Below are 26315 nucleotides of genomic sequence, written 5' to 3' on the forward strand. Positions count from 1 at the left end.
TTGTCCGGCCTCAGCAGGCGGGCACGCTGCCCTTGCCGCTCTCCAGGGCCGTGAGGGAGTCGACGGCGCCCTTGAGGGTGGTGACCGGGATCAGCCGCAGTCCCTTCGGCAGCTCGGCCTGCGCGTCGGAGCACTCGGCCTTCGGTACGAGGAAGACGGTCGCCCCGTCCCGCCGCGCGGCCTGCGTCTTCAGCGGCACGCCACCCACGGCGCCTACCTTGCCGCCGGTGGTGATGGTGCCGGTACCGGCGATGACCTCGCCGCCGGTGAGATCGCCGGCGCCGAGCTTGTCGACGATGCCGAGGGAGAAGAGCAGCCCGGCGCTGGGCCCGCCGACGTCCTCCAGCCGCAGGTCGACGTCGATGTCACGCCCGTCGAGCCGCAGGTAGTCCAGGGCGGCCGTGGTCGCCGCGTCCTGCGACTCCTTCATCTGCTCCTGGTTGTACTGCTCGATCTCGCCCACGTCGTCGCCGCTCGGGTAGACGGCATCGCGCGGCATCACGGCCCGGTCGGTGTCGAACCAGCTGTCGACCACGTCACCGAGGCGCACGCTGGCATCCGGCCCGGTCGCCTCGATGGTCGTCATCCGCAACTGCCCGCTGGTCTCGCGCGTCGGCGCGCCCTTGATGGTGATCACCTCGGCGCCCCGGTTCTTCCCCAGCACGTCCGCCGTCAGCCCCGGCTGCGCCACGGAGAACGGCAACGGCGCGAAGAGCGCGGCAGCGAGCAGCCCCACGACGGGGACACCGCAGACGGCGAGGAACTGGGGGCGGGAGAGACGTGAGAGCACGGGGTCAATCTAACGTGGGGGCGCGGGCGCTCGGGGTGGGGGCGGGGCGGCGGCGCCGTGCGGCACGGTCCGCCGGGTGCCGGGGGCTACGGGAGACGGATGGGGACTTACTGAACGCTGGTGCGGGCCACGGCTTGCAGTCGGCCGGGGATCACCGGCTCCTGCGTCGCGTCGTGCGTCAGCTCGAGTGTGTCGCCGGTGCTGTCCACCCGCCAGACGGCGCCGTGCCGGTTCTCCCACTCGACGAAGCTGCCGGGAGCACCGTCGAGCAGTTCCAGTTCTCGCACCAGCGTGTCCAGGGGAGCGAAGCCGCGGGCGTCGCCCTTGCTCATGCTCTGGGTACGGGTGTTGTCGTAGCGCATCTTGACGAACGGCATCTCGGTTCGGTCGAGCTTGTTCGGCTGGAGCATCTTGCGGAACCTCCCCCATGCCTCCTCCTCGTTCTCGCTGCCGGAGATCTCACTGGCGTAGGCGGGAAAGACGGCGTAGGTGACCGCTGACAGCTCCGGGTTCTCGGTGGCGTGGTAGCCGTGCACTTCGGGGGCCGCCACCCCTACGGTGTCGAACTGCGTCCCGTCGTGGTGGAAGCCGCCGACGGCCACCAGGGGCCGCCCCTGACCCACGAAGGTGTCGTCATGGGCGCGCGCGTGGGCGAGCAAAGCCGTGACGAGCGCCTCGTCGTAGCGACCACGTACGTTGACCTGCAGGTTGTGCCCGCCGTCGGTGGAAAGCGCGGCGGTGAAGGTGAACATCGGGTTCGGCGACCACCGCCACGCGGAGGCCAGACCGGGAACGGGAGCGGCGCCGGGCATGGCGGACAGGACGGATCCAGGGTTCATGAGGGTGGCTCCTGTGCTCGGGTCGGGGGCCCTAGCTGCATGAGTAGAGGGTGGGGTGGACATCCTGGCGGTAGGTGGCGTCCATGAGCGCACCGCCGCGGGAGTTCTCGCTTCGCGTCATGGGCTCCATGTTCTCGGGGCGGTTGTAGAAGTCGTTGCGTACGGCCCGGTCGGAACGGTAGCCCGTCTGGTTCCAGTGATCGACCACCGGTGTCAGGTGCTCGTACGTGAGCTGGTTGGACGGGATGATCTCGCCCGCGGAGTTGCGCCAGGTCAGCTCAGACCTTGGGATGCGTTCCATGATCTGACGACCCTGGGGGTCGAGCTGTCCGGTGGGCCGCATGGGTGTGCCGCCCTGGGCGATGCCCTCGTCGGTCCAGGTGGCGGCCATGGCGTCATGGGTGGACTGGCGATAGCTGCCGGGGTACTCGGTGTCGCGGTTGTGGGCCTGTACGGGCGAGTTCGGGTCCCTCTCCCAGCGACCTTGCTGGCCGCGGATGCGGATGAGGCCCAGCGGGTCGAGGAGAACAAGCGGGTTGGTGATGTAGGCGTAGTCGTTCGGGTCCGGGGCCAGTCCCAGCGGATCGGCGCTGACGTAGCGCGCGGTCTCCGGGTCGTAGTAACGGAAGTAGTTGTAGTTCCAGCCGGTCTCGGCGTCCGCGTACTGCCCGGGGAACCGCAGCGGGCAGTCGGCCTCCGGGGCTGGGGGCGGTGCGCCGGTCGGCTGCCCCCAGGCCGTGAATCTGCGGTGCCAGACGATCCGGCCGTCCGCCGAGACGAGTTCGGTCGGTGTTCCGACGAGGTCGGTGACGATGGCGTAGAAGCGGGCGTCCGTGTCGTCGCTCAGGTCGCTTCCGCCTCGGTCCGCCACCGCCCGTTCGCCGCCACCGCTCACTGTCTGGGCGACGGGTCGGTAGGAACCCGGCGCGTAGTCCCACGTGGTGACGGTGCCGTCGGTCTCGATCTGTTCGGCGAGGCGTGTTCCGTCCCAGCTGAACGTCGTCTCCTCCAGCACGTCCCCGACGATGCCGAGGCGTTGTTTGCCGACCCGTCGGCCGTCCGGATCGTAGGTGTAGCGCCACTCGGATCCGTCCGGTGTGACGGCCCGGACCAGGCGGTCCTCCGGGCTCCACCCGTAGTGGGAGGTGCGTCGTCCGCCACTGAGGAGACGGACCGTCTTGCGGATCAGGCGCCCCTGGCCGTCGTAGGCGTAGGTGGTGCGTCCGGCACGGTGCAGTCTGGTGCCGTCGACGTGGTGGGGCAGCGGTTCCGTGGTGCCGTCGTACGGGGAGCTGGTGACGAGGTTGCCCGCACGGTCGTACCCGTAGTTCTCTTCGCGGTCGGCGGTCCTGACCGCGGTCAGCCTGCCGACCGGATCCACGTCGAACCGACGGCTTTCGCCGAGCAGCTCGTCGATCTCCCTGAGCGCTCCGTCGACGTCGTACGCGTAGGTGCGGTGCTGGAGCAGCTCACCGCCTGCGTCGCCCCTGCCGCGGTTGGGCGCGGTGACCGACTGCTCGGTCAGCCGGCCGGAACCATCCCAGCTCTGGTGGAGTACCGCCTCCGCACCCAGCGTCCTGCGGATCTCATGATGGGCGGTGTCGTAGTCGAAGCGCAGTTGGCTGCCGGCGCCGCTCAGGGTCCGCGGGTGGCCCGTCGCCTCGTACGTCCACGTCGAGGTGATGCCCGAGGGAGTGCGCCGGCTGATGCGACGGCCGAGGGCGTCGTACGTGTAGCTGGTGGTCCGGCCGTTGACCGTCTCGGTCAACGTGCGCCCCATGGAGTCGTAGGTGCGTTCGACCGTGGTGTCGCGGTTGGCCGCGCGGAGCAGTGAGCCGGTGCTGTCGTACTCGTAGCGAGTGCTCTCGTCCCCCGTGCGGTACTGGCGTGGCCGGCCAAGCAGGTCCACGGTCACGTCCGTGGTCTGTCCGGCGCCATTGGTCCACGACGTACGCTGCCCGGCCGCGTCGTGGGTGTAGGTGAGCGTGCGGCCGTTGAAGTCCGTCTCCCGGATCAGGCGGTTGGCCTCGTTGTATGCGTACTCCCAGGTGCGGCCGTCCGCGTTGTGGACACCGGTCAGGTTCAGTTCGGTGTCGTAGGAGAACGTGTAGCGGCGGCCGTCCGGTGTGGTGCGGGAGGCCGGTTGGTGGAAGTGGGTGAACTCGTACGTGGTGACCGCACCGTCGCGGGCCGTGTGCGAGACGGGATTGCCCTCGCCGTCCCAGCTCCAGGCCTCCGTCGCGCCGTCCGGGAGCGAACGCCACGAGGCCAGTCCTTCGACGGTCCAGCCGAATCGATCGGTGGCGCCGGCGGGGTCGGTCACAGCGGTCACGCGTCCGAGGGAGTCGCGTCGTGCTCGGGTCGTCCGGCCCTCCGGGTCGGTGAGGGCCAGCGGCAGACCGGCCGGATCGGTCTGGATGTGCCGGGTGTGGCCGAGCGCGTCGGTGACGGAGAGGGGCCGCCCCAGAGCGTCGTAGCTGTAGCGAGTGGTCGCCCCGGACGGGTCGGTGACGGACAGGCGGTTGCCCCGCTCGTCGTAGGTGTAGGTCCAGAACGAACCGTCGGGCTCCGTGAGCCGGCGGGTGCGGCCTGCCTCGTCGTAGTCGGCCCGGACAGAGCTGAGGTCCGGTCTGACCACCTCGGTCAGGTGACCGGCCGCGTCGAAGACCTGCCGGGTGGTGCGGCCCAGGGGGTCGGTCCAGGAGACGAGGCGTCCGTTCTCGTCCCACTCCCGGCGGGTCGAGGCTCCCAGGGGGTCGGTGACCTGGACGAGTTGCAGACGCTCGTCGAACCGGTAGGTGGTGGTCCGGCCGAGGGAGTTGCGGTACGTGTTGACGCGTGCCGCGTCGTCGTAGGTGAGGGAGCAGTCGAGGAAACCGTCCGCTCCTCTGCCGGCCGTGACCCTGTGCCGCTCGTCGTAGGTGTAGCGATACCAACCGCCGTTGCGGTCGGTCCAGCTTGTGATGCGGGACTCGGCGTCGTACGTGAGCTGGAAGTCCCGGCCCTGCCCGTCGGAGACGACGCGGAGATTGCCCTCCGTGTCGTAGGCGTAGCGTCGCACCACCGCCCATGGTGAGTGGACTTCCGCGCCGTAGCCGTCTTCCGGTGAGCTGAGAACGCTCAGGGACGTGATCCGGCCCTCTTCCGTGGCGATGGCCACCCGGTAGCCGCCCGAGTGGCGCATCTCGGCGAGGGCGCCCCCCTCGTCGTAGAGGAAGTCGATGCGGTGCCCGTTGCGGTCGGTTATCGCGGCGAGAGGCAGGGTGTAGGCGGGGGTGCCATCATCGCGCCGTACACCGGGGGAGAAGTGGTGGGTCAGTCCGGTCTCGTCGTCGTGGACGGTGATCGCGCCTTCGTCGTCACCGTTCCACGTCAGCGGCCGTCGAGGTCCCTCCAGAGGCAGGGTCGCGGTGCCGGGTGCGGGAATCGGATAGGCCAGGAGCATGCCGTCCTCACTGGCGAACACGACACCCTGGTCGTCGATCTCCAGGCGCTGGTCCAGCGTCGAGGCCCAACTCGCCCCGAAGCATCGACCCCAGCGGTAGGTCGAGACGTGGGTGCGTCGGACCAACAACGGCAGGAGCCCGCCGAGTTCCAGGTCCACCTGCTCCATGAGCATCTCGCCGGACACCATGTCGATCGGGTCGCCGCCCCGGCACCGGCCCTTGTAGGGCTTGGCTTTCGCAAGAAGGTCCTTGGCACCGGAACGCAAGGTCTTCAGACCACCCCGCATGGCGGTGGCCATCCCCTTCATACCCTTGGCGAGTCCGCCGAGGGTGGTCAGGCCTTTCATGCCGGGTATGCAGTCCAGAGCCGCCAGCCCCACGTCCCACAGGGATGCTTGCCCCTTGCTGTATTTGTAGAGCGTGTCCGCGAGGACCACGAGAGCGGCCACGACCACGATCGCGGCGAGAATCGGACCGCCGATGATCATCACGACGATGCCGAGCACCGCGACGACGACCTTGCAGACCGCGACGATCGTGTCCCAGTTGTCGGAGAACCAGTCGCCGACGTCCTCCCACCACGAACGGTTCTGGATGCCGGCGTCCGACGCCTCGTCGATCTTGTTCTTCGCGTCCCGGGCCGCGTCCTCGCGCATCTTGCGCGCGTCCTCGGCCATCTTCTTCGCCGCGTCCAGCGCACTCTGCGCCGAGTCGACGGCCGACTGCGCGTTTGTCTGGGCCGTCTTCGCGTGCTGGGCGTCACGGGTGGCGGCGCGGACCTTCGCCTCGTCCGGCTTGTCCCCGTCCGACTTGCTGCCCGTCGGATCGTCCTTGTACTTGTCGGCTTCCTTCGTGGCCCGCGTCACCCACGAGTCCGCGGAGGACAGCTTCGACTGCGCGGAGGACAGGTCCTGACGGGCTTCACGGGCTTTCACCAGGGCCCGGTCGGCCAGGGCCTGGGCGCGCTCCAGCTTCGGCCAGAAGTCGGCGAGAGCGTCGCCGCACATGCCGTACGACTTCTCGAGCTTCTTCAGGTTCTTCGGAACGCCGGAGAACTCCTCCTTGAAGACCGTCGCGGACTTGCCCGCCCACTCCGCGAGCGTGGTCTCCCCCGCCATGCCCTTGACCAGACGCAGCGCCTCGGACACGTCGTCCGCGAAGTCGTGCAACGTCTTCGCGAGCGTGCGCACGCGCTGCGGGTCGCCCGGCGTCGGGTCCTTGTCCAGGTCCAGGACATGCCAGTCACTCGGCCTGTGGCCCACCATCACGCAACCCCCGTCGACGCACCCACAACAGCAACAACCCGTATGCACACGTGAACTTACAAGGTGCGAGTGTTCGAGTGGAAGGTGAGCCGGGTTCAAGCGGACGGCCGGAGGTTCAGTTCGGCCCGGACCGTCTTGCCGGGCAGCGCGACGCCCCGTGAGATCCGGTCGACCACCTCCCAGTGGTCGGCGAGTGCGTCGACCAGGAGCAGGCCTCGGCCGGTGTCGTCCAGCGGGCTCGGGGGCGGTGCTTCCCCGGGTGCGGGTGGCCTGCGTTCTGCCCTGGTGTCCGAGACCTCGATGTGGAGGTGGACGTGCGGGGCGTGGATGAGGCGCAGTTCGAAGTCGCGGCCCGGGACTCGGCCGTGGGTCACGGCGTTGGCCGCCAGCTCCGCGACGATGAGGGTGGCGGCGTCGGAGAGGGCGGTTCTGTACGGGATGCCCCACGCGTGGAGCTGGGTGGCGGCCAAGTGGCGGGCGAGGCGGGCGCCGAGTGGGGTGGAGCTGAAGCGCTGCGTGAACATACGTACGGTGACTGGCAGTTGGTGGGGCGAGAGTGGCGTCATGGGGTCACCGTGGCGTTCGGCCGCGTACTTCACCAGGTCAGCTACTCGTACGCTCCGTCAGCGTACGAGTGCGAAGAGTGGACAGTGGTGGTGACGGGCTGTAAGCCTGGGCGTCTTCAAAGTGTGCGGCGGGGAGAGCGTGCGGAAGGTGGCCGCCATGGCGGACGGTGCGGTGGATGCGGGCGTGGTCGGCGGGGGCGGTGAGCCCGACGTGTCCGACAGCCTCAGGACGTTCGGGGCGGTGGTCCAGGGGTTCCGGAAGCGGGCCGGGATGACGCAGGAGGAGTTGGCCGAACGGGTTCGGTACTCCGTGCAGACCGTGGCGTCGGTTGAGCAGGGGCGGCGCTTTCCCACGGCGGAGTACGTACGGCGGGCCGAGGACGTGCTGGATGCGGCCGGGATCCTCAGCGGGGCCGTGCGGCACCTTTCCCGGCAGCCGGGGCTCGCGAGCTGGTTTCGGCAGTGGGCTGGGCTGGAGGCCACTGCCGTCAGCCTCAGTACGTATGAATGCCGGCTCGTACCGGGTCTGTTGCAGACGGAGACGTATGCGCGCGCGTTGTTCGAGAACCAGTTGCCTCCCCTGAGCGACGAACAGATCGAGGCACGATGGATGGCGAGGACGGAACGGCAGAAACTGCTCCGGGAGCGGCCGAACACGGCGTTCAGCTTCATCGTCGAGGAGCATTTGTTCCTGCGCCGCACGGGCGGGGCAGATGCGACCCGGCAGCTGATCGAGCACGTAATGGAGCTGGCAGCTCTGCGCAATGTCGAAGTGCAGGTGATGCCGTTGGTACGGGCGGCTCATGCCGGCCTGGCCGGTCCCATGCAACTGCTGGAGACCCCCGAGGCCCGCTGGTTCGCCTACAACGAGGGACAGCGCGGGGGCCTGTTCGTCTCCGACCCGAAGGAAGTGAGCGTCCTCCAGATGAGGTATGCCAGGATGCGCTCACAGGCTCTCTCACTCGAAGACTCCCTGGGCCTGTTGCAGGAGATGCGAGGAGCCCGATGAGCAGCACTGAGCTGGCATGGTTCAAGAGCAGCTACAGCAGCGGCGGAGACGGTGACTGCGTTGAAGTAGGCATCGCCTGGTTCAAGAGCAGCTACAGCAGCAGCGGGGACGGTGATTGCGTCGAGGTCGCAACGTGCCCCGCCGCCGTCCACGTCCGTGACACCAAGGACCGGCGCGGCCCCCAGCTCGCCCTCTCCCCCGCCGCCTGGCGCGACTTCGTCGCCCACGCCTCGCACGGCTGAGGCGAGGCACGTCACCGCAGGGCCTCCGCCACCTCCCGGGCCGCGTGCATCACGCGTTCGCCCACGCGTTCCGGGACCACCTCCGAGAGCATGACCACGCCCACGCTGCCCTCCACGCCCGTCACCCCGAGCAGCGGCGCGGCCGCCCCGCAGGCGCCGGCCTCCAGTTCGCCGTGGGTCAGGGTGTAGCCGGGGTCGTCCGCGGCGTCGCCGGGCTGGCGGGCGGAGAGGATGGCCTTGCCGGCGGCGCCGCGTTCCAGGGGGTGGCGGAAGCCCGCGCGGTAGGCGACGTGGTAGTCGGTCCAGGTGGGTTCGACGACGGCCACGGCCAGGGCCTCCGCTCCGTCCACCAGGGTCAGATGGGCCGTCGCCCCGATGTCCTCGGCCAGCGAGCGCAGGGCCGGCATGGCGGCCTCGCGGACGAGGGGGTGCACCTGGCGGCCCAGGCCCAGTACGCCGAGTCCGACCCGGGCGCGGCCGCCCAGGTCACGGCGTACCAGCGCGTGCTGTTCCAGCGTGGCGAGCAACCGGTAGACGACCGTCCGGTTCACGCCCAGCTTGTGGGACAGCTCGGTGACGGTCAGCCCGTGGTCCGTGTCGGCCAGCAGCTTGAGGACCCGCAGTCCCCGGTCGAGCGTCTGAGAGGTCTCCGCGGTCACGACGCCCACTCCTTAGTGGTGAGGTCGGCGGCCCCCTCGCGGCGGATGCGTCACCGAGTCCCGTCAGTGACGCGCTTCAGAGGCCGCCGATCGGCTGACGGTCCGGCCTCTTACCCGGGCCCCGTCGCTTCACGGCTGCGCTCCGCGGCGGCGCTGCCACGGGGCGTGTGCGTAGCGGGACAGTAACGACCAGGTCCGCTCAGCGGAAGGCTCCGTCCAGAATCCGGGCGGCAACCGTTATCCACTGCCGGTGTTTGTCCTGGTACGTACCGCACACGCCGCCGAGGGGGGCGGCGTCACTTCATGCGCGTCGCCCACTCCTGCACCTTGGCGATGCGCTGGCGCAGCTGTCCGCCGGTGGCCTCGGCGCTGGGCGGGCCGCCGCACACGCGGCGCAGTTCGGTGTGGATCACGCCGTGCGGCTTGCCGCTCTGGTGGACGTAGGCGCCGACCATCGTGTTGAGCTGCTTGCGCAGCTCCATCAGCTCCTTGTGGGAGACGACCGGGCGCCGCTCGGCGGGCAGTTCGAGCAGGTCGGCCTCGTCGTCGGGCTTCTTGCGGCTGTGCGCGATCTGGCGGGCCTGGCGCTTCTGGAGGAGGAGCTGGACCTGGTCGGGTTCGAGGAGCCCCGGGATGCCGAGGTAGTCCTGCTCCTCCTCGCTGCCCGGGTGGGCCTGCATGCCGAACTCGGCGCCGTTGTACATGACCCGGTCGAAGGTGGCCTCGGACTCCAGCGCCTCGAAGGAGAACTGCTCCTGCTCGCCGGTGTCCTCGTCCTGCTCCCGGTTCGCCTCCTCCATCTCCTTCTCGGACTCGGCGTACGGGTCCTCCTCGCCGTCCTTCTTGGGCTTGTCGAGGACGTGGTCGCGCTCGCGTTCCATTTCGTTCGCGAACGTGAGGAGGTCGGGCACGGTGGGGAGGAAGACGGAGGCGGTCTCGCCGCGTCGCCTGGAGCGGACGAAGCGGCCCACGGCCTGGGCGAAGAAGAGGGGGGTCGAGATCGTGGTGGCGTAGACGCCCACCGCCAGGCGCGGCACGTCGACGCCCTCGGACACCATGCGGACGGCGACCATCCAGCGGGAGTTGTCCTGACTGAAGGTGTCGATGTTCTTGGACGCGCCGACGTCGTCGGAGAGTACGACGGTGGCCTTGTCGCCGGTGATCTCGCGGATCAGCTTGGCGTAGGCGCGGGCGGCGTCCTGGTCGGCGGCGATGACGAGGGCGCCGGCGTCCGGGATGGCCTTGCGGACCTCGGTGAGCCGCTGGTCGGCGGCGCGGAGTACGGCGGGCATCCACTCGCCGCGCGGGTCGAGCGCGGTGCGCCAGGCCTGGCTGACGGCGTCCTTGGTCATCGGCTCGCCGAGCCGCGCCGCGATCTCGTCGCCCGCCTTCGTGCGCCAGCGCATGTTGCCGCTGTAGCTCATGAAGATGACGGGGCGCACGACGCCGTCGGCGAGCGCGGAGCCGTACCCGTAGGTGTAGTCGGCGGCGGAGCGGCGGATGCCGTCGTTGCCCTCCTCGTACGTGACGAAGGGGATCGGGTTGGTGTCCGAGCGGAAGGGCGTGCCGGTGAGCGCGAGGCGCCGGGTGGCCGGCTCGAACGCCTCCAGGCAGGCCTCGCCCCAGGACTTGGAGTCGCCGGCGTGGTGGATCTCGTCGAGGATGACGAGAGTCTTGCGCTGCTCGGAGCGGTTGCGGTGCAGCATCGGGCGGACGCCGACGCCCGCGTACGTGATGGCGATGCCGTGGTACTCGCGGCTGAGCGGACCGGCGCTGTACTCGGGGTCGAGCTTGATGCCTATCCGGGCCGCGGCCTCCGCCCACTGCTTCTTCAGGTGCTCGGTCGGCGCGACCACGGTCACCTGCTGCACGACGTGGTGGTGCAGCAGCCAGGACGCCAGCGTCAGCGCGAACGTGGTCTTTCCGGCGCCGGGTGTGGCGACCGCCAGGAAGTCCCGGGGCTGTTCCTGGAGGTACTTCTCCATCGCCCCCTCCTGCCAGGCCCGCAGCTTGCTGGCGGTGCCCCAGGGGGCACGGCCGGGGAAGGCCGGGGACAGGTGGTGCGAGGTGCTGGAGCTGGCGGTGGTAGTCACGGTCTCCGAAGGGGGTAGAGCGGCTCGGCCACGTATGACAACCGGGCCACCCTACCGGCGCCCCGGCGCGATCGACGCGCGCACCGGGGTGGGTCACCCCCGGGTGGGACGGACGTCACAACCGCCCCGGCGCACCCGCGCGCCGCACCGGGCTCACCGCGACGGCCGGCCGCGCACCGCCGGCGCCGTGCTCACCGCGCCCGCAGCCGCGTCGCCACCCACGCCCCGACCAGCGCCACGCCCGCCATCGGCAGGAACACCGCCGCGAAGGCCGCCGGATGGGAGCCGGTCGCCTGCGTGGCCGCGTGGCTGACCGTGCCGCCGCCGAGGGCCGCGAAGGCGGCGCCGCCGACCGACAGCAGGACGACGTTGGAGAGGCCGTCGGAGATCTGGAGGGCGGCGGAGTTGCTGCCGGCCTCCTCGGGGGCGGAGAGCTTGAGCAGGAGCACGCTGGTGGAGGAGATCACCAGGCCCATCCCGAAGCAGCCGAAGCCCCAGGCGACGGCCACCGTCCAGGCGGGTACGGCGTCGATCAGCACGCTGGGTGCCGTGGTGATGGCCGCCCCCACCAGGACCATGCCGAGGGCCATCAGGCGCTCGCGGTGGGGTTCCAGGCGCGGCCGGGACTGGAGCCAGGACCCCGCGGCCCAGGTCGCACCGCCCGCGGCGAGGGACAGGCCGGCCAGCGTGGGGCTGAGGCCGCGCTGCGTGACCAGCATCAGCGGTACGAAGGACTCGGCGGCGATGAAGGACCCGGCGGCGATCCCGCGCAGCAGCACCACGGAGGGCAGCCCGCGCACCGCCCGGTAGGTGCCGCGCGGCAGCAGGCCGAAGACGGCCGGGACGAGCAGCGCCACGCCCACCGCGCCGGGCAGGAGCGAGACCCAGCGCAGGTCCTGGGCGGCGTACTGGAGCAGACCCGCGCCCAGTGAGATGGCGAGGGCGAGCCGGATGCGGCGGCCGTCGAAGGAGGCGGGCGCGTTCCCGCCGCCGACGGCACCGGACGCTCGGGCGCGTATCTGCGGCAGCGCGAGCGCCAGCGGGAAGACGACGAGCACCGGGATGCCGACGAACACCCAGCGCCAGCCGAGGTGCTCGGTCACCGCGCCGGAGGCGAGCGGGCCGACGACCGACGGGACGACCCAGCCCGCCGCGAACGCCGCCATGATCGCGGGCCGCAGCCGCTCCGGGTAGGCCCGCCCGACGACGACGTAGAGGGCGACGATCACCAGGCCGCCGCCGAGCCCCTGCACGGCCCGCCCGAGGATGAACAGCCACATCGTGCCGGCCGTCCCGGACAGCACGAGGCCCACCGCGAAGGCGGCGATGCCAGAGGTCAGCGGCGCCAGCGGGCCCCGCCGGTCCGACCACTGGCCGGAGAGCACCATCCCGAAGAGACTCGTCGTGAAGTACCCCGAGAACGCGAACGCGTACAGCGACACCCCGTCCAGCTCCCGCGCCGCCACCGGCATCGCCGTACCGACCGCCGTCGCCTCGAAGGCGATCAGCACGATGACGGAGACGATGCCGATGCTCAGCGCCCGGTAGGCGCGGCTCAGCACGGTCTCGTCGGGGACGGCGGGGTCGGAGGGAACGGAGGGTGCGCCGGCGGTCGCGGCGGGGACGGCGACATCGGTGTCGCGGGGCTCAGGGACGGTCATGGTCGCCAGGGTAAGGGCCACAGCACCGCTTGACCCCTGTCGGGAGGCGGTACCGGACCGGGACCTTGGTCGTACGACCCGCCCCGTTCATGAACGCGGTATGGCAGTCGTGTTGCGGCCCCGCCGGACTCCTTGAGCACCCGCGCCGGCCGCCCTACGGTCGGTCACGAGTGAGGGACACGGCCGTGTGCCCGAGTGGTTCAGGGGCTCGCCTGCAAAGCGAGTTACGCGGGTTCGAATCCCGCCACGGCCTCCACGGCCTCCGCGGCTGCCGCGTGGTGCAGCAGCCACAGGCTGAAGACGAGGGTCGAGACGTCCGGCGTGAGCGGGCGTGGGTCCGCGTCGGACGGGTGCCAGGTCGATACCGCGCCCGTCGCGCCGTCGACCGCCACGTCGGCTCCGTCGGGGAGCCGGCCCAGCCGGACCAGGTGGGCAGGCGGCGCCTCCGCGAACTCCGTGCCGTAGTACTCCGCGAGGGTCGGCAGCGCCATTCCGTCGGTGTCCGCCAGCAGCGGGAAGGTGTCCTCCGGCAGGCCCGTCTCCCGCAGGAAGCGGCGGGTGGGCTCGTGGGTGAGGGCCGGGGGGAAGTCGACGTCCTCGAAGCGGGCCACCCGGCCCCGGCCCAACTCGCGGGTCAGCAGCCGGTAGGGCAGATCCAGGGCGAGGCCGGACGTCGTGCGCCGGCCCGCCGACACGAGCAGACAGCCGATCAGCGCCGCCGACGTCCAGAACAGCGGCGTCTCGCGCCCCGGCGGCGCCGGGCAGCGGGAGGGCTCCCGCGCCGAGGCCGTGGTGAGGCGGGCGAGGGTCAGCAGGGACGGCAGGGACGGCAGGCGCTGTGGCGCCTCAGTCGTGTCCGTCGTGTCCGTCGTGTCCGTCGTGTCCGTCGTGTCCGTCGCATCCTTCGTGACCGCCTGCATCGTCTCCCCCGGGTGTGCTCGAGCGCGGTGGGAGCGGCAGTCGTCCCCACCGCTTCGCAGCCTAGGGCCCGCCACTGACAACGCCCCGTCGCACGGGCCCCGCCCGTCCCGCTACGTAGGACGCGTCCCGTGCCGCGCGCGTTGCCTCCCGGGCGAAGGGCGTCGGGAAGGGCGTCAGGTCGCCGTGACCACCGCGGCCTGGGGCCGGATCGGGAGCCGGTTCACCGGGCGGCCCGTGGCCGCCCGTACGGCGGAGGCGACGGCGGCCGGAGAGGCCACCACCGGCACCGCGCTGACCGCCTTCGCGCCGAAGGGGGCGACCACGTCGCGCTCCTCGACTAGCTTCACGATCCGGATGTCCGGGGCGTCCAGCGCGGTCGGCAGGGCGTAGCCCGTCAGGTCGGGGTGCCGGATCAGGCCGCGCGGGGTGCGGAGGTTCTCCGTGAGCGCGATGCCGACGCCCTGCGTGACGCCCGCCTCGATCCGGGCGGTCAGCTGGGCCGGGTTGAGCACCCGGCCGACGTCCTGTGCGACGGCCAGCTCCACGACCCGTACCGAGCCGATCTCGATGTCGACGTCGACCACCGCGCGGATCGCGCAGAAGGCCATGCCGACGAAGGCGTCGCCCTGGCCGGTCTCGTCCAGCGGTTCGGTCGGGTGCGGGCGGCACTGGGCGGTGGCCCACAGTTCCTTGCCGTCCAGCGCCTCGGCGACCGTGGTCGACAGCACGCCGTCGTACGAGGTGATCTTGCCGTCGGCGATCTGGAGCAGCTCGGTCGACATCCCGAACTGGTGCGCCAGGGGCTGGAGGAGCTGGGTGCGGACCATCTTGGCCGCCCGTTCCACCGCGCCGCCCGACACCCAGGTGTGGCGGCCGCGGCAGCCCGCGCCGGCCGGGGGCTGGTCGGTGTCGACCGGCGCCACCTGCACGTCGTCGACTCCGAGGGTGTCCTGCACGATCTGCCGGGCGAGGGTGGTGAAGCCCTGGCCGGTCTCGACCGCCGCGCACAGCACCGTCGCCACGCCGTCCTGGACCTTCACGGTGGCGGTGGAGACCTCGTCCGCGCCCTCGGCGCCGAGCATGTGCACCATGCCGATGCCGTAGCCCACGCCCCGGCGCACCGCGCCCGGTTCGCCCGCGCCCTCGGGGCCGCCGGGCAGCAGCCACTCGTCCTCGGGCGTGTCCTTGGGCAGGGCGGGCAGCGGGAAGTCGCGTACGGCCTGGAGGAGTTCGGCGACCGGGGCGGGGCAGGTGACGGACTGGCCGGTAGGGAGCACGTCCCCGGTGGCCAGTACGTTGCGCAGCCGCACCTCGGCCGGGTCCAGGCCGAGCTTCTTGGCGATCTTGTCCATCTGCGCCTCGTAGGCGGCGCAGACCTGCATGGCGCCCTCGCCGCGCACGTGGCCGGAGGGCGGGTTGTTGGTGCGTACGGCCCAGCCCTCGATGAAGGCGTTCGGGACGACGTACGGCCCGCAGGCGAAGGCGACCGCGGCGGCCAGGGCGTCCGACGAGGTGTCGGCGTAGGCGCCCGCGTCGAGCAGGATCTGCGCCTCGACCTTCACCACCCGGCCCTCGGCGTCGGCGTGGTGGCGGTAGCGCAGGAGGGTGGGGTGCCGGTGGGCGTGGCCGAGGAAGGACTCCTCGCGCGTGGCGGTGAGTTTCACCGGGCAGCCGGTCTTCAGCGCGAGCAGGCCGAGGGGCAGTTGGAAGCCCTGGTCCTCGCGGTCGGCGGTGGCGCCGGGCACCCCTGTGACGACGATCTTCACCTGTTCGGGCGTCAGGCCGTAGCACTCGGCGGCCGCGTCCCGGTCGCCGTGCGGGTCGGTGGAGGCCAGGTACAGCTCCACGCCGCCGTCGGGGCGCGGTACGGCCAGGCCCGCCTCGGCTCCTATCGGCGCCGGGTCCTGGCGGCCGATGCGGTAGAGGCCCTCGACGACGATCTCGCCGGCCGCGTCCGGGTCGCCGTGGCGCAGCGGGATGTGCCGGATGAGGTTGCCGTCGGGGTGCAGCGGCTCGGCCTCGAAGGCCTGCTCGGGGTCGATCACCGGGTCGAGCACCTCGTACTCGACGATGACGGCGGCGGCGGCCATCCGCGCGGTGTCGGGGTGGTCGGCGGCGACGGCGGCGAGGGGCTCGCCGTGGTGGCGTACCACCTCGGAGGCGAAGACCGGGCGGTCGGCCCGGCCGCGTCCGTGCAGCACGGCGCCGGGCACGTCCTCGTGGGTGACGACCGCACGGACGCCGGGCATCTCCCGCGCGTGGGTGGTGTCGATGGACACGATGCGCGCGTGCGGGTGCGGTGAGCGCAGTACGGCCGCCCACAGCAGGCCCTCGGCCCACAGGTCGGCGGCGTACGGGAAGGTGCCCTCCGTCTTGGCGCGGGCGTCGGCGGGCGGCAGGGACACGCCGAGGCCGTGCGGGATCGGCTCGGCGACGGGGGGCGCCGCCTCGGCGGGTCCCGCGGCCTCCGCAGTCGCGGTGTCGTTGCTCACGCGTGGCCTCCGTCCTGGCCGTGGTCACCGAAGGGCCGGTCGTGGGGTCCCGCTGCCGGGTCCGGCGCGCCGGGCGGTGGCTGGGGTTCGAAGGCCGACGCGTTGACGCCGCCCGCGCCCGGGCCGGCCTGGTGCGGGATGCGGGGCTCGTCGCCCTCCGCGCCGGTGTGCGCGTCGGCGCCGGCGTGTGCCTCGCGTTCGGCGACGACCTCCTGGACCGCCTCCAGGACGCCGCGGTACCCGGAGCAGCGGCACAGGTTGCCGCACAGGGCCTGGCGGGCCTCCAGGTCGGTCGGCGCCGGGTTGCCCTCCAGGAGGTTGTGCACGGTCATCGCCATGCCGGGCACGCAGAAGCCGCACTGCACGGCGCCCCGCCGGGCGAGCGCCCGCTGCACGTCCGACGGCTGTCCGTCGGCGGCCAGGCCCTCGACGGTGCGCACCTCGCTGCCGGCCGCGGTCACGGACGGGACCAGGCAGGAGGCGACGAGACGTCCGTCGACCTGCACGTTGCAGGCGCCGCACTCGCCCTGCGAGCAGCCGTCCTTGGCGCCCGCGAGGCCGAGCCGCTCCCGCAGCACGTAGAGCAGCGACTCGCCGATCCAGGCGTCGGTGACGGGCCGGTCGGCGCCGTTGACCCGCAGCACGTACGAGGCGAGGGGGTGCTCGTCGTGCGCGGCGGCCGGGGCGCGTTCGTCGGCCGCGGGCGGGGCGGCCCGTACGTCGGTGTGCACGTCGGCGGGCGTGTCGCTCGCGGCCTCGGCCGGGTCGGCTCCGTCGGCCGGTTCGGTCCGGTCGCCGGTCGCGGCGGCCATGCCCGTCACGGGCTCCTCCGCGGCCTCCGGGACGGATTCCGCGGTCACGCCCTCCGCGGGGCCCTCCGAGCGCCCGGCGGGGCCCTCAGGGGCCTCCTCGGCACCACGGGGACCGCCGGTCGCCGTGGCTTCGGCCGCCGGTGCCACGGGGTCGGTCTCCGCGGCGGGTTCGGCGGGTGCCTGGGCGTACGGATCGGCCGGGTGCCGGGGCGGGCGCGACGTGCTGGACGTCAGCTGCTCGCCGGCGCCGGGGCCGCCCTCCGCCGGGTCGTCGCCCCACGGCTGCCCGGTGGGCTGGGTCGCCCAGGGCGCGGTGGCGCCGCCCGGCAGGGTGGCCGGAGCGCCGGTGCCCCACTGCTCGGCCAGGGACGAGGTGGTGAACTCGCCCGATTCGTCCGGAAGGTCACCGTCGGCGACGGGGATGGACCACTGTCCGGTCACGTCCTGGCCGGACCCCGGCTGCGCGTCCTCGGGGGGCGCGGCCTCGGAGAAGTCCCACTGGCCGGTGGCGCCGGGCCGGTAGGTGAACCGTTCACCGTCGCCCTGCCCGGCGTTCGCGTCGTAGGGCGCGGCGCCGCCGTAGGGGTCGTGCGGCGGCGGATAGTCGGCGTGGCCCTGCTGAGCGGCGTGCTCCTGTCCGGTGTCCGGCAGCTGCCACTGGGTGCCGTCCACGGGGGCGGACGGCATGGTCCAGGAGCCGGTGGCGGCCGGGTCGGTGCCGGTGGCGGGCGCGACCGTGATCTGCGGCGGCACGTAGCCGTGTCCGGGTGCGGCGAGCGGGCTGTCCGAGGAGGCGAAGAGCGCGTCCACGCCGCCCTCGGGAAGCTTCACGAAGGCGGTGGCGCCGTCGTCGTAGTCGCCCTGGGGCAGCGGGTCCCAGCGGCCGCCGCTCGGGGGCGCGCCCTCTCCGTGCCGGTCGTCGTACCGGTCGCCGTGCTGGTCGTCGGTCACGACAGCGCCCTCCCCAGTGCTCGTCGGGCCAGCGCGGCGACGGTGCGCCGCAGGTGCAGTACGGCGGGCGGGAGCTGCGCCACGGAGCCGTCCTCGGCGGGGGCCGCGTCGGGGATGCAGGCGGCGGCGACGTACTCGCCGAAGCCGTGCAGCGCCTCCGGGACGATCGCGCGGCCGTTGTCCCAGTCGATGAGCGAGGCCACCCACTGCTCGGCCTCCAGGGGCCGCAGCGGCATCGGCGCGATGGCGCCCACGGCGCAGCGCACCCCGCGCCGGGCGGGGTCGAGGACCAGCGCGACGGAGGCCGTCGCGCGGCCCGGACCGGTGCGGCCGGTGGCCTTCAGGAAGACCTGCGGCGCGTGCAGCAGCGGCATGCGCACGTAGCCGATCAGCTCGCCCGCGCGGAGCATCTCCATGCCGGCCAGCAGGTGCGAGACCGGCATCTCCCGGCGGGCGCCGTCCGGGCCGGCGATGATCAGCGTCGCCTCCAGGGCGGCCAGCACCGGCAGCGCGTCCCCGGTGGGGGCGGCCGAGGCGATGTTTCCGCCCAGGGTGCCGGCGTTGCGGATCTGCGGCGGTCCGGCCGCCCGCGCGGCGGCGGCGAGCGCCGGGATGAGCGCGGCGAAGTCGGGGCGGCCCATGCGGGCGTGCGTGAGGCCCGCGCCGAGCAGCGCGTGGCCGTCCTGGTACTGCCAGCCGCGGATCTCGCTGATCCGGCCGAGGCCCACCAGCGCGGCGGGCCTGAGCTGGCCGGAGTTGACCGCGGCCATCAGGTCGGTGCCGCCCGCGACGGGGACGGCGGCGGGCATGGCGGCCAGCGCCGCCACGGCCTCGTCCAGAGTCGTGGGCAGCGTGACGGCCTGCGCCGCCTGCGGTGCGTGCGTGGTCAAACCGACTGCCCCTTCCCGCTGTCCCACCTGGTCCCGCCCATGTGGCCGTACGGTACGACCTGACAGGGCGGACGTGGCAACTCTGGCACATCTTTGCAGGGCCCGAACGCAGGGGTCCGCTAGGAGGCATTCGCCCGACTCGTCCACAAGTCGGGCGGTTTACCTAGGGATCTCCGGCGATCGGAACTACGCGCGATGCGTGCGAGTTGCCACTCTCAGGTGGCGTTCAGGGGCTTTCTCCTTACTTGTTCGGCGGTGGCCCGTCGAGGGGCCGGCCGAGCACGCCGGGCCGCCGCTGCCAGGGCAGCGGACCGCCGGGCGGCCGGTATCCGACGCCCAGGGCGTCAAGTCGCCGGTAGTGGGCGGCCATCCGCTCCTCGAAGGCGTCGAAGTCCCGGTCGGCCGGTTCGGGCAGGGCGCTCCAGGCCACCTCGGCGAACGCGGCCAGCCTCGGGAAGGTCTGGTAGTCGACGCGTACCTGGTTCTCCATCACCTCGGTCCACACGTTCGCCTGGGTGCCGATCACATGTCCGGACTCGTCCGGTGTCAGTTCCGCGGGAACCGGCTCGAACCGGTAGACGTCCTCCAGGGTGCGCACGAAGCCGATCGGCACCGGCTCGTCCTCACCCGCGTGCTGCCGGTGGTCCAGGTACACCTGCTGCTCGGGGCACATCACCACGTCGTGTCCCGCGCGTGCGGCGGCCATCCCGCCCGCGTACCCGCGCCAGGAGGCCACGGCCGCGCCCTTGGCGAGTCCGCCCTCCAGGATCTCGTCCCAGCCGATGAGCCGGCGTCCGCGTTCGCTCAGCCAGGTGTCGAAGTGCTGGATGAACCAGGCCTGGAGTTCGTCCTCGTCGGCGAGGGCGAGTTCCTCGATGCGGGCCTGCGCGGTGGCCGAGCGCCGCCACTGCTCCTTGGGGCATTCGTCGCCGCCGATGTGGATGAACTCCGAGGGGAAAAGCTCCAGGAGTTCCTCGAACACGCCCTCGTAGAAGCGCAGTGTGTTCTCGGTGGGGGCGAGTACGTTCGGCGAGACGCCCCAGGTGTCCCAGACGGAGAGGGCGGTGGTGTCGATCACATCGGTGTTGCCGAGTTCCGGATACGCGGCGATGGCGGCCTGCGAGTGTCCCGGTACGTCGATTTCGGGGACGACGGTGATGTGCCGTTCGGCGGCGTAGGCGACGATCTCCCGGATGTCCTCCTGGGTGTAGTAGCCGCCGTGGGGTTTGTCCTCCCACAACGGCGAGGCACGGTGGCCGTATTTGGTGCGTGCCCGCCAGGAGCCGGTCTCGGTGAGCTTCGGGTGCCGCCTGATCTCGACGCGCCAGCCCTGATCGTCCGTCAGGTGGAAGTGCAGGACGTTGAGTTTGTGGGCGGCCATCAGGTCCAGGTAGCGCAGGACGCCGTCCTTCGGCATGAAGTGCCGGGCGACGTCCAGCATCAGCCCGCGCCAGCGGAAGCGGGGTGCGTCCTCGATGCGGACCGCCGGCAGCCGCCACCGGCGGTCGGGCAGCGGCGCGCGCCGGAAGGCGTCCGGGCCGAGCAGCTGCCGCAGCGTCTGGGCGCCCCAGAAGAGGCCGGCCGGACCGCCGCCGGTCAGCCGCACGCCGGCCGGTGCGACGTCGAGGCGGTAGCCCTCGTCGGGCAGTGCGGCGTCGAGGCACAGGCGGACCACGCCGTCGTCCCCCGTGCCGGGGGCCAGCGGCAGGCCGGTGGCCGCGCCCAGCGTGGCGCGCAGCCACCGCTCGGTGGACCCGGTGCCCTCGTCCGCCACCACCCTGGTGTCCGGACCGAGGGCGAAGAAGCCGCCCTCGCCGGACGTCACTTGCACGGGCTGGGGAATCACGTCCGTCACGTCAGTCCTTTACCGCTCCGCCGAGGCCGGAGACGAGTCGTCGTTGCACGAGTACGAAGAAGACCAGCACCGGAATCGTCATCACCGTGGACGCGGCCATGACGCCGCCCCAGTCGGGATCGTCCGGCTTGTAGAAGACCAGCAGTGCCATCGGCAGCGTCGACTGCGAGGTGTCGCTGATGATGAACGACTTGGCGAACAGGAAGTCGTTCCAGGTCGAGATGAAGGAGAAGACGCTGGTCGCCACCAGTCCCGGGAAGACCAGCGGGAAAAGGATCTGCCAGAGGAATCTCGACCGGCTCGCCCCGTCCATGTAGGCGGCCTCCTCCAGGGCCTCCGGCACGGCTTTCACAAAGCCCCGCAGCATCCAGATCGCGAAGGGCAGCGAGAAGGCGATGTGGGGCAGGATCAGCGACCCCAGGGTGTTCAGCTGACCGGCGTCCCGCATGAGGAAGAACAGCGGGATCGTGAGCGCCTCCACGGGCACCATCTGGGCCACCAGGAACATGATCAGCAGGGTGGTCCGGAAACGGAACCGGAATCGCGTCACCGCCGTCGCCGCGAGGAACGCGATCAGCGCCGAGGCGATCACGACGGTGCCCGCCACGAGCAGACTGTTGAGAAAGTAACGACCGAATTCCTGCTGCCCGAAGACCCGCCGGAAGGAGTCCAGCGTAGGCGTCAGCGTCCACGGCCGCGGCTCGGTCGACTCGATCTCACCGGCCGGTTTGAAGGCGCTGAGCACCATCCAGTACAGCGGGAAGGCCACCACGACCGCGATCAGCAGCGCCGACGCCTCGGCCGCCAGCCGCCACGGACGGCGCACGCGCGCGCGTGGAAGGCGCAGTGGAAGATTCACAGTTCCTCCCCCTGGCGGCGCAGCAGCCGCAGGTAGACCAGCGTCACGGCGAGCAGGATCAGCAGCATCACGACGCCGATCGCCGAGCCGAGGCTGTACTGCGAGGACGCGAACGCCTTCTGGTAGGCGTAGACGTTGAGGACGAGGTTCTGGCCGGCGATGCCGCCGCCGTTCGTCATGACGTAGATCTGGGTGAAGACCTTGAAGTCCCAGATGACCGACTGGATGGTGACGACCACCAGGATCGGCCGGAGCATCGGCGCCAGCACCGAGCGCCAGATCCGCCACTGGGAGGCACCGTCCAGCGCGGCCGCCTCCAGCACCTCCGCGGGCACGGCCCGGATCCCGGCGTAGACGGTCACCATGACGAACGGGAAGGAGCACCAGACCACTTCGAGCAGGACGAGCAGGAAGGCGCTGTAGCGCCCGTACGTCCAGGAGTGGTCGCCGAGCCCGAGCATCCGGTTGACCGGCCCGAAGTCCGGGTCGAACAGCAGCAGCCACACCGTGGACCCGGTCACCGCCGGGGTCGCCCACGCGCCGAGGGCGGCCAGCATCAGCACGAGCCGCGGCACGGCCCGCACCCGCGTGAGCAGCACGGCCAGCGCACACCCCACGGCCAGCGTGGAGACCACGCAGGCGGCGGCGAACACGACGGTGGCGAGCAGCACCCGCCAGAACTCCCCGTCCCCGAACAGCTCCGCGTAGTTCCCGAACCCCCGGAAGGTCGTCGGCTCCCCACCGGACACCTGGGCCTGCGTGTACTCCAGGAAGGAGATCAGCCCGAGCTGGTAGACGGGGTAGACGAGCAGCCCGCCGAGGACGACGAGCGCGGGGGCGAGATACAACCAGGGGGTACGGGCAGCGCCCCGAAAGGGGCGCGGGGCCGTGTGGGACTTGCGGCTGCCGCCGCGTGGGCGCGACAAGCCACGACGCTCCCGCACCCGCCCTGGAACCGCACCCCCCGAGCCAGTAGGCGCCACACTCATCCGGCGGAGCCAAACGCCGCGTCCATCTTCTTCGCGGCGTCCCCGGCGGCAGCGCTGACGTCCTTCTTGCCGCTGACGACCTCCTGGAACATCGTCGGCAGCACCTGCGAGGAGTCGATCGTCGCCCAAGCCGGCGAAGCCGGAACGAACTTCGTACCGGCGCCGAGCGTGTCGACGAACGGCTTCACGAACGGCTCCTCCTTCGCCACCTGCTGCCGCACGTCCGTGAAGGTCGGCAGGAAGCCCATCGCGTCGAACAGGTCGGCCTGCGCCTTCTTCGACGCGAGCCGCTTCATCAGGTCGACGGCGAGGGTGCGGTGCGAGGTGCTCTTGAGGACGCCGATGTTGTTGCCGCCCGCGAAGGCCGGGGCTATGGAGCCGGGCTCGACGCCGGGCAGCGGCACGACCGCGTACTTGCCCTTCACCTTGCCGGCCTCCACGGCCTGGTGGCTGAAGTCGCCGCCGATCGCCATGGCCGCCTTGCCGGAGGCGAAGGCGGTGACGGTGTCGTTGCCGCCCATGCCGGCGCACTTGGCGGCCGGGCAGTTGTCGTCGCCGAACAGGGACGTGTACGCCTCGATGCCCTTGCGTGCGGCGGCGCTGTCGATCGCCGAGGCGTACGAGCCGCCCTTGCCGGTGGCGAGTTCGCCGCCGTTGGCCCAGATGAACGGCATCGCGCCGTAGGTGTAGGCGCCGCCGACCGCGAGGCCGTACAGGTCGGGCTCGGCCGCCCTGACCTGCTTCGCGGTGGACGCCACCTCCGCCAGCGTGCGGGGGACGTCGAGGTTCAGCTTCTCGAAGACGTCGGTGCGGTAGTACAGGGCGCGGACGCCGACGAAGTAGGGGGCGCCGTAGACCTTGCCGTCGACGGTGACCGACTGGCGGGCGGTGGGGTCGGTGTCCTTGGCCTCGTCCCAGTCCCCGAACTCCTCGGTGACGTCGGCGAGTCCGCCGTCCTTCACGTAACCCGCGGTGTCGGTGTTGCCGAACTCGATGACGTCCGGGGCGCTCTTCGGGTCGTTGAAGGCGGCCTTGATGCGCTGGGCGCGCGTCTCGACGGGGATGTACTCGACCGTGACGTCGGTGTCCGCGTGCGCCTTCTCGAAGTCGGCGAGGACCGCGTCGACGGCCTTCTCCTTCGGCTTGGTGTTGACCTCCTGGAAGAGCCAGACCCGTAGCGTGCCGCTCTTCTCGTCCTTGCCGGAGGAGGAGTTGTCGGAGGTCTGGGGGGCGCAGGCGGTCGCGGAGACGACGGCGACGGCGAGCAGGAGGGCCAGGCGTGGGGCGAGCTTCATGGAGTGTTTCCTCCGGACGTGCGTTGCAGCATATGCAACGACGGTTTCGCTCTGCACAACAGTCAGGAGAGTAGGGAGTACATGAACAGGTCCACAAGAGGTCTGAACCAATTCGTGAAGCTCGACGGCCCCGGAACGCACGAAGGCCCCCGGAGTGCGCGCGGGCACACTCCGGGGGCCTTCGGGAAAGTCTCTGCGGGCGGGGCCGCTACTTCTTGTCGCCGCCCTTGCCCTCGTCCCCGCCGCCGCTCATGGACTCGTAGATCTCCTTGCACATGGGGCAGACCGGATACTTCTTCGGGTCGCGGCCCGGCACCCAGACCTTGCCGCACAGCGCCACGACGGGGGTGCCGTCGAGGGCGCTCGCCATGATCTTGTCCTTCTGGACGTAATGGGCGAAGCGCTCGTGGTCGCCGTCGCCGTGGGACGTCTGCGGCGTCGGCTCAACGAGGGTCCCCGTACCAGTCCCGCGCTCGGGCTCGAGAGTGCTCATAAACGCCAAGGGTACTGAAGCTCACACGCTTCAGTTGAGCGACGGGTCGTCCGGATACGTGGCCACCATCGCCAGGTCGCCCCGCTGGCGGCGCAGGACCTCGCGCCAGAGCCGCTCCGGGAAGGGGGAGGACACGTCGCCGGGTTCGGACTCGACCACGTACCAGGCACCCTCCGCCAACTCGTCCTCCAGTTGACCCGGCCCCCAGCCGGCGTACCCCGCGAAGATGCGCAGGGCGCCCACGGCGGGCGCCAGCAGTTCCGGCGGCGCCTCCAGGTCGACCAGGCCGATCGCGCCGTGCACCCGGCGCCAGCCCAGCGGCGCGCGCTCGCCGGAGGCTCCGCCCGGGACGACGGCGACCCCGAGGGCCGAGTCGAGCGACACCGGGCCGCCCTGGAAGACCACGCCCGGTTCGCCGGCCAGGTCCGCCCAGTCCTCCAGGATGTCGCCCACGTCGACCGGTGTGGGACGGTTGAGGACGACACCGAGGGAGCCCTCCTCGTCGTGGTCGAGAAGGAGCACCACCGCACGCTCGAAGTTCGGGTCCGCCAGGGCGGGCGTTGCCACGAGCAGCCGCCCCGTGAGCGAGGACACCTCGGTCATGCCTGACATGATCCCGCATGTTCCCCTCCCGTGGGGAGGCAATCGGGGGCACGGGGGTGAACACGCACCCCGCGCACGCCCCACGGTCGTGACCCCCCGTACGCGCCGGGGAACGCGGCGTGTTGTGACGAATCCATGACGTAGCCCGATCCTGCACATGCTTACGGAAGGGGGGTACAAGGCGATTACCCTTTCCCTTCTGGCCCCTGCCCGTAACCCACGGAACGCGAGATTCATGACCGTCAACGGCGCTGATGACGTACTGCTTGTCCACGGCGGAACCCCGCTGGAGGGCGAGATCCGGGTCCGCGGTGCGAAGAACCTCGTGCCGAAGGCCATGGTGGCCGCCCTGCTGGGCAGTGCGCCGAGCCGGCTGCGCAACGTGCCGGACATCCGCGACGTGCGGGTCGTACGCGGACTGCTGCAACTGCACGGGGTGACGGTCCGTCCGGGCGACGAGCCCGGCGAGCTGGTGATGGACCCGACGCACGTGGAGAGCGCGAACGTCGCCGACATCGATGCCCACGCGGGTTCGTCGCGCATCCCGATCCTTTTCTGCGGCCCGCTGCTGCACCGCCTCGGCCACGCCTTCATCCCGGGCCTGGGCGGCTGCGACATCGGCGGCCGGCCCATCGACTTCCACTTCGACGTGCTGCGGCAGTTCGGCGCGAAGATCGAGAAGCGCGCGGACGGCCAGTACCTGGAGGCCCCGCAGCGGCTGCGCGGCACGAAGATCCGGCTGCCGTACCCGTCCGTCGGCGCGACCGAGCAGGTGCTGCTCACGGCCGTGCTGGCCGAGGGCGTCACCGAGCTGTCGAACGCGGCCGTCGAGCCGGAGATCGAGGACCTGATCTGCGTCCTGCAGAAAATGGGCGCGATCATCGCGATGGACACCGACCGCACGATCCGCATCACCGGCGTGGACGAGCTGGGCGGCTACACCCACCGTGCCCTGTCGGACCGCCTGGAGGCCGCGTCCTGGGCGTCGGCGGCGCTGGCGACCGAGGGCGACGTCTACGTCCGCGGCGCCCAGCAGCGGTCGATGATGACGTTCCTCAACACCTTCCGGAAGGTGGGCGGCGCCTTCGAGATCGAGGACGAGGGCATCCGCTTCTGGCACCCGGGCGGGCGGCTGAAGTCCATCGCCCTGGAGACGGACGTGCACCCCGGCTTCCAGACGGACTGGCAGCAGCCCCTGGTGGTCGCGCTGACGCAGGCGACGGGCCTGTCCATCGTCCACGAGACGGTCTACGAGTCCCGGCTCGGCTTCACCTCGGCGCTCAACCAGATGGGTGCCCACATCCAGCTCTACCGCGAGTGCCTGGGCGGCTCCCACTGCCGCTTCGGCCAGCGCAACTTCCTCCACTCGGCGGTCGTCTCCGGACCGACCAAGCTGGAGGGCGCCGACCTGGTCATCCCCGACCTCCGCGGCGGCTTCTCGTACCTGATCGCCGCCCTCGCGGCCCAGGGCACGTCCCGGGTCCACGGCATCGACCTGATCAACCGCGGCTACGAGAACTTCATGGAGAAGCTCGTGGAGCTGGGCGCGAAGGTGGAACTGCCGGGCAAGGCACTCGGCTAGACA

20 protein-coding genes and 1 tRNA gene are annotated in these 26315 nt (G+C 71.5%); 4 read left to right on the forward strand and 17 right to left on the reverse strand.

The genetic code is table 11. From position 1 onward, the window contains the following. Window positions 1-10: 10 nt before the first annotated feature. The 4 genes from OIE75_RS14115 to OIE75_RS14130 all read right to left on the reverse strand — a co-directional run bounded on the left by OIE75_RS14115 (window position 11) and on the right by OIE75_RS14130 (window position 6906). Complete coding sequence (locus tag OIE75_RS14115) at window positions 11-790, reverse strand: S16 family serine protease (RefSeq protein ID WP_307012507.1); 780 nt, start codon at window positions 788-790, stop codon at window positions 11-13. Window positions 791-897: 107 nt separating this feature from the next. Continuing rightward, the gene (locus OIE75_RS14120) at window positions 898-1629 is read right to left on the reverse strand and encodes a hypothetical protein (protein WP_329471104.1); all 732 of its coding nucleotides are present in this window, start codon (window positions 1627-1629) and stop codon (window positions 898-900) included. A 31-nt stretch (window positions 1630-1660) separates the two neighbouring features. Continuing rightward, on the reverse strand, window positions 1661-6340 hold the full coding sequence (locus OIE75_RS14125; protein WP_329471105.1) for an RHS repeat-associated core domain-containing protein: 4680 nt from the start codon (window positions 6338-6340) through the stop codon (window positions 1661-1663). Between the two features lie 95 nt (window positions 6341-6435). Further along, on the reverse strand, window positions 6436-6906 hold the full coding sequence (locus tag OIE75_RS14130; RefSeq protein WP_329471106.1) for an ATP-binding protein: 471 nt from the start codon (window positions 6904-6906) through the stop codon (window positions 6436-6438). A 157-nt stretch (window positions 6907-7063) separates the two neighbouring features. On the opposite strand from OIE75_RS14130, the gene OIE75_RS14135 reads away from it, so the two are divergent. Next, window positions 7064-7915: a helix-turn-helix domain-containing protein gene (locus tag OIE75_RS14135; RefSeq protein ID WP_329471107.1), complete on the forward strand. Its 852-nt coding sequence runs from the start codon at window positions 7064-7066 to the stop codon at window positions 7913-7915. After that, entirely contained in the window at window positions 7912-8157 is a 246-nt protein-coding gene (locus tag OIE75_RS14140; protein WP_307012520.1) for a DUF397 domain-containing protein, read from the forward strand. Before OIE75_RS14135 ends, OIE75_RS14140 begins: the two co-directional genes overlap by 4 nt. A gap of 11 nt (window positions 8158-8168) precedes the next feature. Here OIE75_RS14140 and OIE75_RS14145 read toward each other — a convergent pair whose 3' ends face one another. The 3 genes from OIE75_RS14145 to OIE75_RS14155 all read right to left on the reverse strand — a co-directional run bounded on the left by OIE75_RS14145 (window position 8169) and on the right by OIE75_RS14155 (window position 12570). Further along, window positions 8169-8816, reverse strand: coding sequence for an IclR family transcriptional regulator (locus OIE75_RS14145; RefSeq protein WP_122619831.1), 648 nt, complete (start codon window positions 8814-8816; stop codon window positions 8169-8171). 296 nt (window positions 8817-9112) lie between these two features. Beyond that, a complete protein-coding gene (locus OIE75_RS14150) occupies window positions 9113-10909 on the reverse strand; it encodes a DEAD/DEAH box helicase (protein ID WP_125492700.1) in 1797 nt (598 codons plus the stop codon). A gap of 191 nt (window positions 10910-11100) precedes the next feature. Then, window positions 11101-12570, reverse strand: a complete 1470-nt coding sequence (locus tag OIE75_RS14155) for an MFS transporter (RefSeq protein WP_329471108.1) — start codon at window positions 12568-12570, stop codon at window positions 11101-11103. A 181-nt stretch (window positions 12571-12751) separates the two neighbouring features. Between OIE75_RS14155 and OIE75_RS14160 the strand changes: the two genes are divergently transcribed. Then, window positions 12752-12826: transfer RNA gene (locus OIE75_RS14160), tRNA-Cys, on the forward strand. Here the strand turns inward: OIE75_RS14160 and OIE75_RS14165 are convergent. The 10 genes from OIE75_RS14165 to OIE75_RS14210 form a co-directional block, all read right to left on the reverse strand. Further along, the gene (locus OIE75_RS14165; protein ID WP_329471109.1) at window positions 12795-13490 is read right to left on the reverse strand and encodes an SUKH-4 family immunity protein; all 696 of its coding nucleotides are present in this window, start codon (window positions 13488-13490) and stop codon (window positions 12795-12797) included. The genes OIE75_RS14160 and OIE75_RS14165 overlap by 32 nt on opposite strands. A 174-nt stretch (window positions 13491-13664) precedes the next feature. Then, complete coding sequence (locus tag OIE75_RS14170; protein WP_329471110.1) at window positions 13665-15983, reverse strand: xanthine dehydrogenase family protein molybdopterin-binding subunit; 2319 nt, start codon at window positions 15981-15983, stop codon at window positions 13665-13667. Beyond that, entirely contained in the window at window positions 15980-17746 is a 1767-nt protein-coding gene (locus OIE75_RS14175; RefSeq protein ID WP_329471111.1) for a 2Fe-2S iron-sulfur cluster-binding protein, read from the reverse strand. Before OIE75_RS14175 ends, OIE75_RS14170 begins: the two co-directional genes overlap by 4 nt. Continuing rightward, a complete protein-coding gene (locus OIE75_RS14180) occupies window positions 17743-18636 on the reverse strand; it encodes an FAD binding domain-containing protein (RefSeq protein WP_122619826.1) in 894 nt (297 codons plus the stop codon). The genes OIE75_RS14175 and OIE75_RS14180 overlap by 4 nt, the downstream gene beginning before the upstream one ends. Window positions 18637-18877: 241 nt before the next feature. Next, window positions 18878-20491, reverse strand: a complete 1614-nt coding sequence (locus OIE75_RS14185; RefSeq protein WP_443078354.1) for a beta-N-acetylhexosaminidase — start codon at window positions 20489-20491, stop codon at window positions 18878-18880. Between the two features lies 1 nt (window position 20492). Beyond that, window positions 20493-21350 (reverse strand): carbohydrate ABC transporter permease, encoded by an 858-nt coding sequence (locus OIE75_RS14190; RefSeq protein WP_307012534.1) that lies wholly within the window; start codon window positions 21348-21350, stop codon window positions 20493-20495. Next, the gene (locus tag OIE75_RS14195) at window positions 21347-22339 is read right to left on the reverse strand and encodes a carbohydrate ABC transporter permease (RefSeq protein ID WP_329471112.1); all 993 of its coding nucleotides are present in this window, start codon (window positions 22337-22339) and stop codon (window positions 21347-21349) included. Before OIE75_RS14195 ends, OIE75_RS14190 begins: the two co-directional genes overlap by 4 nt. Continuing rightward, the gene (locus tag OIE75_RS14200; protein ID WP_329471113.1) at window positions 22336-23634 is read right to left on the reverse strand and encodes an extracellular solute-binding protein; all 1299 of its coding nucleotides are present in this window, start codon (window positions 23632-23634) and stop codon (window positions 22336-22338) included. Before OIE75_RS14200 ends, OIE75_RS14195 begins: the two co-directional genes overlap by 4 nt. A 208-nt stretch (window positions 23635-23842) precedes the next feature. After that, a complete protein-coding gene (locus tag OIE75_RS14205) occupies window positions 23843-24127 on the reverse strand; it encodes a DUF3039 domain-containing protein (RefSeq protein ID WP_030402030.1) in 285 nt (94 codons plus the stop codon). Between the two features lie 30 nt (window positions 24128-24157). Further along, complete coding sequence (locus tag OIE75_RS14210) at window positions 24158-24730, reverse strand: YqgE/AlgH family protein (RefSeq protein ID WP_064728163.1); 573 nt, start codon at window positions 24728-24730, stop codon at window positions 24158-24160. A gap of 235 nt (window positions 24731-24965) precedes the next feature. Here OIE75_RS14210 and murA point away from each other — a divergent pair, with 235 nt between their 5' ends. Then, window positions 24966-26312, forward strand: a complete 1347-nt coding sequence (gene murA / locus OIE75_RS14215; protein WP_307012540.1) for a UDP-N-acetylglucosamine 1-carboxyvinyltransferase — start codon at window positions 24966-24968, stop codon at window positions 26310-26312. Window positions 26313-26315 lie beyond the last annotated feature (3 nt).

Origin of the sequence: Streptomyces sp. NBC_01723, from assembly GCF_036246005.1 — a bacterium.
Classification (GTDB): Bacteria; Actinomycetota; Actinomycetes; order Streptomycetales; family Streptomycetaceae; genus Streptomyces.